Raw genomic sequence first — 14,672 nt, 5'->3', positions numbered from 1 at the left:
TCGGGTTCGCGCGCCCGCCGCCCGTCCGTGCCAGCCTCCCCTCCCGGGGCGGTCGAGGGGTGGGAGGACGGGACATGGAGAGCGGACCGGCGATCTTCGTGGGGGTGGTGTTCGCCCTGTTCGGAGGCGGGCTGCTGGTGTGGACCGTGACGCGGCTGCGCCGGGGCGAGCCGGTCGCCCAAGGGGTGCGTCCCGCGCTGTCGGCGTCGCTCGCGAGCGTGGCGGCGGTCACCGCTCTCGCCCTCGGCGCGTGGTGCCTCACCCGCGTCTGAGCGGGCTCGGGGAGCCGGGGCCGACGGGTGTGCCGGGTAACCGCGATGTGACGCTCCGCATAGGCCCCGAACATGTCGCCGCACACACCGGGCGGCAGGAATGGCGGTAGTCGGGTTACCGTTCGAGTGGCCGTTGCGGGCTTTTCCCGTTTGACACGGGGGCGGGATGTACCGTCACACTCCGCAGCGTCAGCATGACCCGACCCCCGGGCCGCCCGCCGAGCCCCGTGCGAGGCAACGGCCTCCGGGGGCCCCGCCCCGGGACGCCAGCCTGGGGGGACCCAGCGTCGACCGGAGAGAAGAGCGAAGTTGTCCCCGACCAGCGAGACCGCGAAGGGCGGCCGCCGACTCGTCATCGTCGAGTCGCCTGCCAAGGCGAAGACGATCAAGGGCTATCTCGGCCCCGGCTACATCGTCGAGGCGAGCGTGGGGCACATCCGCGACCTTCCCAACGGCGCCGCGGAGGTGCCCGAGCAGTACACCGGCGAGGTGCGCCGCCTCGGCGTGGACGTCGAGCATGACTTCGCGCCGATCTACGTGGTCAACGCGGACAAGAAGGCACAGGTCAGGAAGCTCAAGGACCTCCTGAAGGAGTCCGACGAACTCTTCCTCGCCACCGATGAGGACCGCGAGGGCGAGGCCATCGCCTGGCACCTCCAGGAGGTCCTCAAGCCCAAGGTCCCGGTCAAGCGGATGGTCTTCCACGAGATCACCAAGGCCGCGATCCAGGCCGCCGTCGCCAACCCGCGCGAGCTGAACCAGCGCCTCGTCGACGCCCAGGAGACCCGCCGCATCCTCGACCGCCTCTACGGCTACGAGGTCTCGCCGGTCCTGTGGAAGAAGGTCATGCCGCGGCTTTCGGCGGGCCGGGTCCAGTCCGTCGCGACCCGGCTCGTCGTGGAGCGGGAGCGCGAGCGCATCGCGTTCCGCTCGGCCGAGTACTGGGACCTGACCGGCACCTTCGCGACCGGCCGCGCCGGTGACGCCTCCGACCCGTCGTCCCTGGTCGCCCGCCTGCAGTCCGTCGACGGCCGTCGTGTCGCGCAGGGCCGCGACTTCGACTCGGTCGGGCAGCTCAAGGGCGCGAACGTCCTCCACCTCGACGAGGGAGCCGCCCGCGCGCTGGCCGCCGCCCTGGAGAACACCCGGTTCGCGGTCCGGTCCGTCGAGTCCAAGCCGTACCGCCGCTCGCCGTACGCCCCCTTCCGTACGACGACGCTCCAGCAGGAGGCCTCGCGCAAGCTGGGCTTCGGGGCCAAGGCGACCATGCAGGTGGCGCAGAAGCTGTACGAGAACGGCTTCATCACCTATATGCGTACCGACTCCACGACGCTCAGCGACACCGCGATCAAGGCCGCCCGCGCCCAGGTCACGCAGCTGTACGGCGCCGACTACCTCCCGGCCCAGCCGCGCACGTACGCCGGGAAGGTCAAGAACGCGCAGGAGGCGCACGAGGCGATCCGGCCCTCGGGCGACCGTTTCCGCACGCCCGCCGAGACCGGTCTGACCGGCGACCAGTTCAAGCTCTACGAGCTGATCTGGAAGCGCACGGTCGCCTCCCAGATGAAGGACGCGACGGGCAACAGCGTCACCGTCAAGATCGGTGGCACCACCTCCGACGGCCGGGACGCCGAGTTCAGCGCCTCCGGCAAGACGATCACCTTCCACGGCTTCCTCAAGGCCTACGTCGAGGGCGCCGACGACCCGAACGCCGAGCTGGACGACCGCGAGCGCAGGCTGCCGCAGGTCAGCGAGGGTGACGCGCTCTCCGCAGAGGAGATCACGGTCGACGGGCACGCCACCAAGCCCCCGGCCCGCTACACCGAGGCGTCGCTGGTCAAGGAACTCGAGGAGCGCGAGATCGGCCGCCCGTCGACGTACGCGTCGATCATCGGCACGATCCTGGACCGCGGGTACGTGTTCAAGAAGGGCACGGCCCTCGTGCCGTCCTTCCTGAGCTTCGCCGTGGTCAACCTCCTGGAGAAGCACTTCGGCCGGCTCGTCGACTACGACTTCACCGCCAAGATGGAGGACGACCTCGACCGCATCGCACGCGGTGAGGCCCAGGCGGTGCCGTGGCTCAAGCGCTTCTACTTCGGCGAGGGCCCGGGCTCGAACGGCACGGCGGCGGCCGAGGCGGGCAACGGCGACGGCGACCACCTCGGCGGGCTGAAGGAACTCGTCACCGACCTGGGCGCGATCGACGCCCGCGAGGTGTCGTCGTTCCCCGTCGGCGAAGGCATCGTGCTGCGCGTCGGACGCTACGGCCCGTACATCGAGCGTGGCGAGAAGGACGCGGAAGGGCACCAGCGGGCGGACGTGCCCGAGGACATGGCCCCCGACGAGCTGAGCGTCGAACTCGCCGAGGAACTGCTCGCCAAGCCCAGCGGTGACTTCGAGCTGGGCGCCGACCCGGCGACGGGCCATCAGATCATCGCCCGCGACGGGCGCTACGGCCCGTACGTCACCGAGGTGCTCCCCGAGGGCACCCCGAAGACCGGCAAGAACGCGGTCAAGCCGCGCACGGCCTCGCTGTTCAAGTCGATGTCGCTGGACACGGTGACCCTGGCCGACGCGCTGAAGCTGATGTCGCTGCCGCGCGTGGTCGGCGCCGATGCCGAGGGCCAGGAGATCACCGCGCAGAACGGCCGGTACGGGCCCTATCTGAAGAAGGGCACGGACTCGCGCTCGCTGCAGACCGAGGACCAGCTCTTCACGATCACCCTCGACGAGGCGCTGGCGATCTACGCCCAGCCCAAGCAGCGTGGGCGGGCCGCCGCCAAGCCGCCGCTGAAGGAACTGGGCGAGGACCCGGTCAGCGCGAAGCCGGTCGTGGTGAAGGACGGCCGCTTCGGGCCGTACGTCACCGACGGCGAGACCAACGCGACGCTGCGGTCCGGGGACAGCGTGGAGACGATCACCCCCGAGCGCGGGTACGAACTGCTGGCGGAGAAGCGGGCCAAGGCTCCCGCCAAGAAGACGGCGAAGAAGGCGCCGGCGAAGAAGACGGCGACCAAGACCGCCGCGAAGAAGGCCGCGCCGGCGAAGAAGACCGCCACCGCGAAGAAGACGGCAGCTTCGAAGACGGCCGCGGCCAAGAAGGCGGCTCCGGCGAAGAAGGTGGCCGAGAAGAAGGCTGCGGCTTCCGGGGGCGGCGCCCAGTAGCTCGGGGGGTGCGGGTGGGTGCGGGTGCGTTCGCGGCTGCGGGCTGTTGGTGGCTTGTCGCGCAGTCCCCGCGCCCCTGACGGGGCGCCCGTGCTCGGCGGTGGCCGGAACTGCCCGCCTTCCCCTCGTCGGATGTGTGCGTTTCGTGTGACTTGGTCATGCGCCGTGCGTGCGTTCGGGCGCTGCTTCTGCGTGTCGGTGGGTGCCGATAGGCTGAAAGCATGATGCGAGCCGAGCAGCCTACGGCCCACGACCCGGCCTTCGATGACGCCCTGGCAGCCGACTCCCGGGAGCGCGCCGTGCGGGCGCTGCTGCGCCGGCCGCAGCTGAAACGGTTGTGGGGCGCACAGCTCGTGGGCGGCGTGGGCGATGTCCTCGCCCTGTTCGTGCTGGTGCTCCTCGCCTTCCAGGCGGCGATCGCCGAGGGCTCCTTCGGCGGTGGATACCGGGGCGTCGCGCTCACGGTGGCAGCCGTCTTCGGTACGCGCGCCCTCGCGACCCTGCTCTTCGGAGCCGTGCTCCTCGGCCCGCTCACCTCGCTGACCGCGCAGGAGGGGCCCCTCGACCGCCGCTGGACCATGGTCGGCGCGGACGGGGTACGGGTCCTGCTGCTGATCGTCGCGCCCCTGTGGATCGACTGGACGCCGGACAACGCGCTCGCGGTGCTGCTGGTCACCGCGTTCGTGGCCGGAGTCGCCGAGCGGTTCTGGACGGTCTGCAGGGAGAGCGCGGCGCCCGCGCTGCTGCCCGCGCCGCCGCCGGAGGGCGCGACCGTGCGGCCGCTGCCCGACCACATGGACGCGCTGCGGCGCCTGGCGCTGCGTACGACCTTCGTCGCGGTGCCTCTCGCGGCCGTCGTCCTCGTCGTCGCGGCGCTGCTCAACAACCTGCTGGGTGCGGGCCTCGACTGGTTCGGACAGCACCAGGCCGCGCTCGCCTCGTACGTCGCCGCCGGGCTGTTCGCCGCCTCGCTGTCCCTGGTGACCTTCCTCGAACTGCCCAGGACGCGCACCCCGCGCGCGCGGTCGCCGCTGGAGGGGCTGCGCCGGCCCAAGACGGGCACCGGTGTGGACAAGGGCCGTACGGGTGCGATCCCGCTGCTGGTGCCGGCGTGCGGTGCGGTCGCCGGTGCGGTCGCCGCCGTCGTCGCCGTCGCCGTGCTGCACGCCAAGGACCTGGGCGGCGGGCCGGTGCTGTACGGGCTGTTCGTCGCCGCGGTGACCGGCGGGGTGGGCGTCGGGATCCGGCGGGCACCGGCCGTGCTGCCCTCGTTGTCCCGGCGTCGGCTGCTCGCTCTCGCGATCGCCTTCACCGGTGTCGCCCTGCTCGCCGCCGGACTGACACCGGATGTCACGAGCGTGGTGCTGATCCTGGGGCTGGCCGGCGTCGGCGCGGGCATCGCCGCGAACACCGGGCACACGCTGCTGGACCAGGAGGCCGAGGACTTCCGGCGTGCGCGGACCACCGAGCATCTGCACGCTGTCGTACGGGTGTTTGTGGCGGTGGCGGCGCTCGTCGCTCCGCTGGTCGCCGCCGCCATCGGGCCGCACCGGCTGGAAAGCGGCAAGTTCGTGTTCGCGCACGGGGGCGCGGCGTTCACGCTGATGCTGGTGGGGGCGCTGCTGCTGCCGGTGGCCGCGCTGGTGCTGGCGAAGGTCGACGACCGGTCAGGGGTGCCGCTCCGGCAGGACCTGCGGGACGCGTTGCTCAAGGGCGACGATCCGGCGCAGGCGCCCGCGTCCTCGGGGTTCTTCATCGCCCTGGAGGGTGGCGACGGGGCCGGGAAGTCCACCCAGGTCGAGGCGCTCGCCGAGTGGGTCCGGGCCAAGGGTCACGAGGTCGTGGTGACGCGGGAGCCGGGGGCCACTCCGGTGGGCAAGCGGCTGCGGTCGATCCTGCTGGACGTGTCGAGTGCCGGGCTGTCGCACCGGGCCGAGGCGCTCCTCTACGCGGCCGATCGTGCCGAGCACGTGGACACCGTGGTGCGGCCCGCGCTGGAGCGGGGTGCCGTCGTCATCTCCGACCGCTACATCGACTCGTCCGTGGCGTACCAGGGGGCCGGGCGAGACCTCTCGCCGACCGAGATCGCCCGGATCTCGCGGTGGGCGACCGATGGGCTCGTGCCCCATCTGACCGTGCTGCTGGATGTGTCGCCCGAGGCGGCGCGCGAGCGGTTCACCGAGGCGCCGGACCGGCTGGAGTCGGAGCCGGCGGAGTTCCACGAGCGGGTGCGGGCGGGGTTCCTGACGCTGGCCGCCGCGGACGCCGGACGGTACCTGGTCGTGGATGCCGCGCAGGACCCGGAAGCTGTGACGACCGTGGTTCGGGCCCGGCTCGATGTGATGCTGCCGCTGTCCGAGGCCGAGGTGAAGGCGCAGGAGGAGGCCCGGCGCAAGGCCGAGGAGGAAGCGCGGCGCAAGGCCGAGGAGGAGGCCGCGCGCAAGGCCGAGGAGGAGCGGCTGGAGCGGGAGCGCCAGGAGGAGCTGGCGCGGCTGCGGGCCGAGGAGGAGGAGCGCAAGCGACGCGAGCTGGAGGAGGCTCAGCGGCGCGAGGCGGAGCGGCAGGCGGAGGAGGCCCGGCAGCGGGCCGAGGAAGCGCGTCGCCGTGCCGAGGAGGAGCAGGCGCGGCTCCTCGCGGAGGAGAAGGCCCGTGCCGCGGAGGAGGAGCGGCGTCGGGTCGAGGAGGAACGGCGCCGTAAGCAGGCCGCGGAGGAGCAGCGGTTGCGGGCGGAGGCGGAGGCGCTCCGCCTGGAGAAGCAGCGGAAGGCCGAGGAGGCGCTGCTCCGGGCCGAGGAGGCGCGACGGGTGGCCGCGGCGGCTGAGGCCGAGCGTGCGGCTCGCGCCGAGGCGGATCGGGTCGCGGCGGAGCGGGCCGAGGCGGAGCGTGCGGCTGAGGCCGAGCGGGGGGCTCGGGCGGAGGCGGAGAGGGCCGCGGCGGCTCGTCGGGCCGCGGAGGCTCACCGGAACGCGGAGGCTGAGCGGGGTGCTGGGCGTGGCGCCGGTGGTGGCGCCGGTGGGGCTTCCGGTGGCGACGACGCGATCACGGTGGCCACGCCGGTCGTGACGCCGACGAACGCGTCGGGTGGGCCGGTGGACGAGACGGCCGTGTTGCCTCCGGTGCGGGGGGACGGGCCGGCGGGTTCGGGGCGTTCGCCCGGTGGGGCGGACTCCGAGACGACGGCGAAGCTGCCCAAGCCGCCGGTGCCGGGTTCGGGGGCGGCGGAGGACGAGACCGCGGTGCTGCCGCCGGTGCCTTCGGGAGCCGCAGATGAGACGGCGGTGCTGCCGCCGGTGCGGGAGGACCGGGTGCCGCCGGGGTACTTCCGGGACGAGCGGCCCGGGCCTGACGGGGCGGAGGGACGCACGCGCGAGCTTCCGCAGGTCGACGAGGAGGGGACGCCGCGGCGGCGGCCCCGGTCGGACTGGGCCGAGGAGACTCCGCTGGACGACCTGCCCACGCTCGCGGACGAACTGCTGGGCTCGCAGGACGGGGACGACCCCGATGAGGGGCGGGGCTGGCGGCGGCGACGCCGGTGAGGTGACACGCGCCCGGACCCCGAGCCGGAGGTGAGGCGTGGTCGTCCGCGGGCCGGGTCGGATGCGGGCCGGCGGGGATCGGGCCGACCGGGCCCGGCTGTCAGTGGGGTCGCGCACAATGGGGCGCGGAGAGGTGTCGTGGACGGAGGGCGGTGGGTCATGGCCGTGTGGGACGACCTGGTGGGGCAGGAGCGACTGAGTGCGCAGCTCGATGCCGCCGCTCGGGACGCGGACGCGATCGTCACGGCGGCGACGACGGGGACCGCACCTCCGGAGGCGTCGAGGATGACGCACGCGTGGCTGTTCACGGGGCCGCCGGGTTCGGGACGGACGACCGCGGCGCGGGCGTTCGCGGCGGCACTGCAGTGTGTGAGTCCGGACCGGGCGCTCGGGGGGAGTCCCGGCTGCGGGTTCTGCGACGGATGCCATACGGCGCTGGTGGGGACGCACGCCGATGTCAGCACCGTGGCGGCGGTGGGTGCGCAGATCCTGGTCGACGACATGCGGGACACCGTGCGCAAGTCGTACACCTCACCGGCGAACGGGCGCTGGCAGGTGATCCTCGTCGAGGACGCCGAGCGGTTGAACGAGAAGTCGGCGAACGCGGTGCTCAAGGCCGTCGAGGAACCCGCCCCGCGGACGGTGTGGATGCTGTGCGCGCCGTCGCTGGAGGACGTGCTGCCGACCATTCGCTCGCGGTGCCGGCACGTCGGACTGCTCACACCGTCGGTGGACGCGGTGGCGGACATGCTCGTACGACGCGAGGGCATCGAGCCGGAGGCGGCCGCGGTGGCCGCTCGGGCCACCCAGGGACACATCGAGTGGGCCCGGCGGCTGGCCACGGACCCGCGGGCTCGCGAGCGGCGGGCAGCGGTGCTGAAGCTGCCGCTGCGGGTCGAGGACATCGGGGGGTGCCTCAAGGCCGCGCAGGAGCTGGTGGACGCCGCGTCGGAGGAGTCGAAGCAGCTGGCCGAAGAGGTCGACACCAAGGAGACCGAGGAGCTGAAGGCGGCGCTCGGCGCGGCGCAGGGCGGGCGCATGCCGCGCGGTACGGCGGGGGTGATGAAGGACCTGGAGGACAAGCAGAAGCGGCGGCGCACGCGGGCGCAGCGGGACAGCCTGGATCTCGCGCTGACGGAGCTGACCGGGTTCTACCGGGATGTGCTGGCCCTGCAGATGGGGGCGCGGGTCGCGCTCGCCAACGTCGAGGTGCGGGAGAGCCTGGAGCGGATGGCGCGGGGTGGCACGCCGGAGTCGACCCTGCGGCGGATCGACGCGATCGCGGGCTGCCGGGAGGCGCTGGAGAGGAATGTGTCGCCGCTGCTGGCCGTGGAGGCGATGACGATGGCGCTGCGGGCCGGGTGACGTCGGGGCGGCTGGGGACGTCGGACGTCACGGGGGCGGCAGGGGACGTCGGACGTCACGGGGGCGGCAGGGGACATCGGACGTCACGGGGACGGCGGGGGACATCGGACGTCACGGGGACGGCGGAGCTGCGGCGTCCTCCTCGACGTGGCGGGCGGCCGGTGTGGCGCGTTCGGTTGACTGCGTCACTCGTACGAGCAGCATTCGTTCCCATTCGTGATCATTTGAGTGGTTCTGGTTACGCTCGCGAGATGCACACCAGGCGTACTTCCCGGCCGAACCGGTCCCTGCGGGCCGGCGGCGCGTTGCTCGCTGCCGCCGCGCTGCTCGTCGCGGGCTGCTCCTCCGGCGGCTCCCGTACGGCGGCCACCGTGGCGGACGGGGGGCCCGGCCTGGGCGCGCTGCCCCGGGCGACACCGTCGGTGCCGGCCGCGTACTACGGGCAGAAGCTGCGCTGGCGCGACTGCCAGGTCGCCGGTTTCCAGTGCGCCACGATGAAGGCGCCCCTCGACTACGCGAAGCCGAGCGAAGGCGACATCAGGCTGGCCGTCTCGCGCCGCAAGGCCACGGGCCCAGGGAAACGGCTCGGCTCGCTGCTGGTCAATCCCGGCGGGCCGGGCGGGTCGGCGGTCGGGTACGTGCAGGGGTACGCGGGCATCGGCTACCCGGCCGAGGTACGGGCGCGGTACGACATGGTGGCGGTGGACCCGCGGGGCGTGGCCGGCAGCGAGCCGGTCGAATGCCTCACCGGGCGACAGATGGACACGTACACGCAGACGGACCTCACACCGGACGACACGGGGGAGACGGCGAAGCTGGTCGCCGCGTACAAGCGGTTCGCTGAGGGGTGCGGGCAGCGGGCACCGCGGCTGCTGCGGCACGTCTCCACCGTCGAGGCGGCCCGGGACATGGACATCCTGCGGGGCGCGCTGGGCGACGAGAAGCTGACCTATGTGGGTGCCTCGTACGGGACGTTCCTCGGGGCGACCTACGCCGAGCTGTTCCCGAAGCGCGTCGGCCGGCTGGTGCTGGACGGCGCGCTGGACCCCTCGCTGCCCGCCCGCCGACTCAACCAGGAGCAGACGGCCGGCTTCGAGACGGCCTTCCAGGCTTTCGCGAAGGACTGCGTGGGGCGGAAGGACTGTGTGCTGGGGCGCACGCCCGCGCAGGTCGGCGACCGTCTGCGCGCGTTCTTCCAGCGGCTGGACGCGCGGCCTCTCCGGACCGGTGACGCCGACGGACGGCGGCTCGGCGAGGCCCTGGCCACGACCGGGGTGATCGCGGCGATGTACGACGAGGGGGCGTGGCCGCGGCTGCGCCAGGCGCTGACCGAGGCGGTCGGGAAGGGCGACGGCGCCGGCCTGCTCGCCCTCTCGGACAGCTACTTCGAACGCGGCCCCGGCGGCACCTACTCCAACCTGATGTACGCCAACGCGGCCGTGAACTGCCTCGACCTCCCGGCCGCCTACGACAGCCCCGAGGAGGTCGAACGGGCCCTGCCCGAGTTCGAGAGGGCGTCCCCGGTGTTCGGCCGGGCCCTCGCGTGGGCCTCCCTGAACTGTGCGTACTGGCCGGTGCGGGCGACGGGCGGACCGCACCGCATCGAGGCGAAGGGTGCCGCCCCGATCGTCGTGGTCGGCACCACACGCGACCCCGCGACCCCCTACCGCTGGGCCCGGGCGCTCGCCTCCCAGCTCTCCTCCGCCCGCCTCCTCACCTACGACGGCGACGGCCACACCGCCTACGGCCGCGGCAGCGCCTGCATCGACTCCACGATCAACGCCTACCTGCTCCGCGGCACGCCCCCCACGGACGGAAAGCGCTGCTCAGCGCCCTGAACCTGGCCCTCCGCGACGGCCCGTCCGGGCCTGTACGGGGCCCGTCGCCGGGTGCTCCGATCCCTGGTTCGGAGCAGCCGGGAAACTGTGTAGACTTACCGACGTTGCTGATCGCACCATAGTGCGGACAGCGCGCCGCCTTAGCTCAGATGGCCAGAGCAACGCACTCGTAATGCGTAGGTCTCGGGTTCGAATCCCGAAGGCGGCTCCATTGAACCCCCAGGTCGAATCGGACCTGGGGGTTTTGTTGTCTGTGCTGGTCGGCGCCTGGACGTGTGCGACGTCGCGACGGGGCCCGGGAGGCGCATTTCTGGCTCGCTGTGGCGGCTCCGTTTTTTTGGACCCCTGGCAGTCATGTTGCTGCTCGTTCAGGAACAACTCATGCGCTTGTGGTGCGTCTTGCCCAGAGATGCGGGATAAGGCCGTGATCTTCCTGTCGCCGCCTCGGGTGATGGGCGTGACCATGCGGCCCGTTGGCGCCTTCACCGAGGTGGCGGCCGTGCTGTGCTCGAAGGTGTGTACGGGAGTTGACGTCAACGCAGGTCCGCCCGGACGAGTGCTCGTCGAGGCCTGGATTTGCTCCGCCACAGCTTCCGTCCGGCCGGTCGGTGGTGGTGCGTGGTGTCGTTCTCGTGGCTGTCTGTCCGTGTGTTCGCGCCGGGGGCGTGGGCGGTCGTGAATGTCAGGAATGTGGAGGCTTCGGTCAAGTGCGCGGACCGGGCTGGGGGTTCGGGTGGGTGGGGGGTTGGGGCGAGGGGGTGTTCGCCGTCGGTCGGTGGGCTCGGGCGGCGTGGTGTTGCCCAGTTGTCGTACGGGGCGCTGGTGTCTCAGGTGACGAACAGGTGAGGTGGGTGTGGCGTGTGTTCGCTGGAGCTATTATGGTGCGGGTGATGTGTGTCACATTCGCTTTGTTTGTGCGAAGGATTTCGGGGGCGGGAGGCACAGTGTCCTGACTAGGTCGGTTTCTGATCGGGGATGTCCTCAAGTGCTTTGCTGATGAAGAGACTTGGCGAGGCGTGAGGGCAGTCGGGCCGGCCTGGTGCGGGGGTAGGGCAGCGTGTGCTGTTCGCTGATGCGGATTCACTCTGTGGAGCTTTCGTGACTTCGACAGGTGAACTCTGTGTTTCTCGTGTGTCGAGAGGGGCCGATTCGGCCCTAGATTTCCCCGCGTAGACCGCGAACGTCGCACATTTCGTCCACGTGTTTGGGCAAGGCTCCGGCTGGGGGTTCTGGGTTCGTGTCGGATTTCTTCGACGATGTCTGGTCATGGATAGTCATGGCGACCGCCGAGACATCGTGGCGTGAGTTGATGCCGTTGGGCATCGCCGGCGCCTTCGTCTGGGGCCTGTGGCTCTATCGGGCCGTGCTCTCGCGGTTCGCCAAGCCGGTGGTGAACAACTACCGGACCACGGTCTCCGTGGTGGTGCCGGCCTACCGGGAGGACGCGAGCATCCTGCTGGACTGCCTCGACACCTGGCTGGAGCAGGGCCCCACCGAGGTCATCATCGTGCCGGACGTGGAGGACACCGAGGTCCTGCGCAGGCTGTCGCAGGTGAAGGACCCGCGGGTCCGGGTGCTGGCGTTCGAGCACCGCGGCAAGCGGTCGGCGCTCGGGGTGGGGATCCGGGCCGCGACGAGTGAGCTCGTCGTACTCGTGGACTCGGACACCCGTTGGGAGCCGGGGCTGCTGGCCGCCGTCCAGATGCCCTTCGTCGACCCCGAGGTCGGCGGTGTGGGCACCCAGCAGAACGTCTACCAGCGCCGGACCAGCGTCTGGCGGCGTATCGCCGACTGGCTGGTCAACCTCCGCTACTACGACTACGTGCCGGCCATGGGCCGCGCCGGCGCCGTGGCCTGCCTGTCCGGTCGTACGGCGGCCTATCGGCGAGCCGCGATCGAGCCCGTGCTGGAGAACCTGGAGAACGAGTTCTTCCTGGGCCGGCGCTGCGTCGCCGGTGACGACGGGCGGCTGACCTGGCTGGTGCTGGCCTCCGGCTACAAGACCGTGCACCAGTCCTCGGCGCGGGCGATATCGATGTTCCCCTCCTCGTTCCGCGCCTTCGTCAAGCAGCGCGTGCGCTGGAGCCGGAACTCCTACCGCTGCTATCTGACCGCTCTCTACAAGGGCTGGCTCTGGCGCGTCCCCCTGGTCACCAAGATCACCGTGCTGCAGATCCTGCTGACGCCGGTGACGATGGGCATGGCGCTCGGGTACCTGCTGTTCAGCCGTCTGGAGCTGACCGGCCGGGGCGTGTTCCTCGTCCTGGTCTGGCTGCTCGTCGGTCGGGGCATCCGCGGCTACTCGCATCTGCGCAAGCACCCGCAGGAGTTGCTCCTGCTGCCGCTGCTCGCCCTCGTGGTCATCATGATCTCGCTGCCGATCAAGCTGTACGCCTTCATCACCATGAACAAGCAGGGCTGGCTGACCCGTACCAGCGACCGTATCGGTGGAGAGGGACAGGACTCCGCCTCCCTGGGGAGCACGACGCGGGTCACCGCGTCCACGTGGCCGGAGGTTCAGCAGTCATGACGCGTCACCGACTTTCCACCGTCCGGCGGACACTCAGGGGCGCGGTCGTGCTGCCCCTGGCCGCCGGTCTGGTCCTCGCCTCCGCGGCTCTCTCGCCGGCCGCCGACGGGGACGACAAGCCACAGGTCAACGCCGCCGACGCGGAGAACGAGACCGCGCTCGTGGCCGCCGAGGACCACCGTCTCGACCAGGTCCGCGCGGTCGCCGCCGTCGCCCCCCTCAAGGGCGGTGAGTGGAAGGCGCCGTACCGGCTGGACACCGGCGACGGCTACACGCTGGTCCTCACCGAGCGCAGCAACGCCTACACCGTCTCGGACCTGCTGGAACTGGCCCCGCAGACTTTCGTCCGCCAGCCGGACGGCGCCTACCTGCTGACCGAGAACATCTATCTGAACGCCGGCGCCAAGCTGAAGCTGTCCAACCCGGGCGGACTGACGCTGCGGATGGCCAGCAGCAACAAGGGCTTCGTCAGCATCGTCTCCTTCGGCGGCCGGCTGACCCTGGAGGGCACCCCGCAGGCGCCCCTGCGGATCACGAGCTGGAACGACAAGAAGAACAAGCCGGACACCGACGTACGGGACGGCCGGGCCTACATCCGCGCCATCGGCGGCCAGTTCTCCATGAAGTACGCCAAGGTCGGCGATCTCGGCTTCTGGAGCGGGCGCACCGGCGGACTGAGCCTCACCGGGACCGACCGCCCCGACACCGGCAACATCGAGGATTCGACGGTGTCGCCGGGGACGAAGGCCGGCAGCGGCGGCGTCGTGGCGCAGCCCTCGGGCTCGCTGGCCACGCCGGACACCCGGTTCTCCGTGCCCAGCCTCTCCTACGTCTCCGCGGAGATCGGCCACTCCACCCTCACGGGCAACGCCTACGGGCTGTTCCTCTCCGGCGCCAACGGCGTCAGCATCAGCGACAGCACGGTGCAGAAGAGCCTGGAACACGGCGTGGTCCTGCACCGGTTCGTCACCAACGCCGTCGTCGAGCGGACCGTCTCCAAGGAGAACGGCGGCGACGGGTTCGTGCTGGCCCGTGCCACCGAGCAGGTCCGGGTCAGCGGTTCCACCGCCGAGGGCAACGGCGGGAACGGGTTCACCCTCAGCGGCCGGCCGCTCGCCAGCGGACCCTCGGCGTCCGGCGAGTCCATCAGCAGCTACGGCTCCAACTCCGTGTCCGACAGCATCGCCACGGACAACGGCCACTACGGCATCGAGATCTTCGGCGGCAAGGACGTCGGGGTGCAGAACAACCGGGTCGAGGGCGGCGACATGGGCATCGTGGCCCGCAAGGACGCCACCAAGGTCGCCATCACCGGCAACCGGCTGACCGGTCAGTCACGGCAGGGCATCTCGGTGCGCGACGGAGTGACCGCCGCGACGATCACCGGCAACATCGTCGAAGGCACCGAGACCGGTATCTACATACGGGACTCGGTCGGCGAGATCCGCGGCAACACGATCCAGGACGGCACCAACCACGGGATCACCATGGTCGGCGGTGTCTCGGAGTCGATCATCACGTACAACGTCATCTCCGGGGTCGGCCCGAGCGCCGTGGACACCACCCGGGCCCACGGTGACATCGCCGTCAAGCAGAACCAGACGTTCGCCTGGCACGACACCAGCTCCTTCTGGGTCAAGTTCCGGCACTACGCGAGCCCGATGACGCTGCTCTGGGCGTTCATCCTGCTGCTCATCCTGGTCTCGGCCGTGCTGGGCCGCCGCCAGAGCCGCAGAGGAAGCCGTCGCGGCGGCGGGCGCCTCGGTGTGCACCCGTACGAGGACAAGAAGTCGGTGAGCAACAGCGCGTCCGTCGTCGAGGTGCCCCTGCGGCAGAACCCCGACCGCAGCTGGTTCTCCAAGGACGAAGAGACCGCCGCCCTGCGGGTTCTGGCTCCCCAGTCCGTCCCAGCCGCCCGTCCGCCCCGCTGACGACGCGTTCCCGCCCACCGGAGTTGCCGTTCATG

7 protein-coding genes and 1 tRNA gene are annotated in these 14,672 nt (G+C 71.5%); all 8 read left to right on the top strand.

The window, feature by feature from the left end; genetic code table 11:
• Positions 1-74: 74 nt before the first annotated feature.
• Entirely contained in the window at positions 75-272 is a 198-nt protein-coding gene (locus tag ACWCRJ_RS14750) for a hypothetical protein (protein WP_450939640.1), read from the top strand.
• A 309-nt stretch (positions 273-581) separates the two neighbouring features.
• A complete protein-coding gene (gene topA / locus ACWCRJ_RS14745) occupies positions 582-3,437 on the top strand; it encodes a type I DNA topoisomerase (protein WP_450939639.1) in 2,856 nt (951 codons plus the stop codon).
• 221 nt (positions 3,438-3,658) lie between these two features.
• Positions 3,659-6,973: a dTMP kinase gene (gene tmk, locus ACWCRJ_RS14740; RefSeq protein ID WP_450939638.1), complete on the top strand. Its 3,315-nt coding sequence runs from the start codon at positions 3,659-3,661 to the stop codon at positions 6,971-6,973.
• 159 nt (positions 6,974-7,132) lie between these two features.
• A complete protein-coding gene (locus ACWCRJ_RS14735; protein ID WP_046916526.1) occupies positions 7,133-8,338 on the top strand; it encodes a DNA polymerase III subunit delta' in 1,206 nt (401 codons plus the stop codon).
• A 251-nt stretch (positions 8,339-8,589) separates the two neighbouring features.
• Positions 8,590-10,176, top strand: coding sequence for an alpha/beta hydrolase (locus ACWCRJ_RS14730; protein ID WP_450939637.1), 1,587 nt, complete (start codon positions 8,590-8,592; stop codon positions 10,174-10,176).
• A 134-nt stretch (positions 10,177-10,310) separates the two neighbouring features.
• A tRNA-Thr gene (locus ACWCRJ_RS14725) sits at positions 10,311-10,387 on the top strand.
• Between the two features lie 1,065 nt (positions 10,388-11,452).
• Positions 11,453-12,706, top strand: coding sequence for a glycosyltransferase family 2 protein (locus ACWCRJ_RS14720; RefSeq protein WP_450939636.1), 1,254 nt, complete (start codon positions 11,453-11,455; stop codon positions 12,704-12,706).
• The gene (locus tag ACWCRJ_RS14715; RefSeq protein WP_450939635.1) at positions 12,703-14,637 is read left to right on the top strand and encodes a right-handed parallel beta-helix repeat-containing protein; all 1,935 of its coding nucleotides are present in this window, start codon (positions 12,703-12,705) and stop codon (positions 14,635-14,637) included. The genes ACWCRJ_RS14720 and ACWCRJ_RS14715 overlap by 4 nt, the downstream gene beginning before the upstream one ends.
• The last annotated feature ends 35 nt before the right edge of the window (positions 14,638-14,672 follow it).

Source organism: Streptomyces sp. NPDC002324 (assembly GCF_053593335.1).
Note: the sequence above shows the minus strand (reverse complement) of the source record. Positions and strands in the feature narration are given on the sequence as shown.

Bases quoted from the DNA above. Each gene is read 5' to 3' on its own strand.
- tmk (WP_450939638.1), top strand. From the start codon at position 3,659: ATGATGCGAGCCGAGCAGCCTACGGCCCACGACCCGGCCTTCGATGAC.
- ACWCRJ_RS14730 (WP_450939637.1), top strand. From the start codon at position 8,590: ATGCACACCAGGCGTACTTCCCGGCCGAACCGGTCCCTGCGGGCCGGC.
- ACWCRJ_RS14735 (WP_046916526.1), top strand. From the start codon at position 7,133: ATGGCCGTGTGGGACGACCTGGTGGGGCAGGAGCGACTGAGTGCGCAG.
- ACWCRJ_RS14750 (WP_450939640.1), top strand. From the start codon at position 75: ATGGAGAGCGGACCGGCGATCTTCGTGGGGGTGGTGTTCGCCCTGTTC.
- ACWCRJ_RS14715 (WP_450939635.1), top strand. From the start codon at position 12,703: ATGACGCGTCACCGACTTTCCACCGTCCGGCGGACACTCAGGGGCGCG.
- ACWCRJ_RS14720 (WP_450939636.1), top strand. From the start codon at position 11,453: ATGGCGACCGCCGAGACATCGTGGCGTGAGTTGATGCCGTTGGGCATC.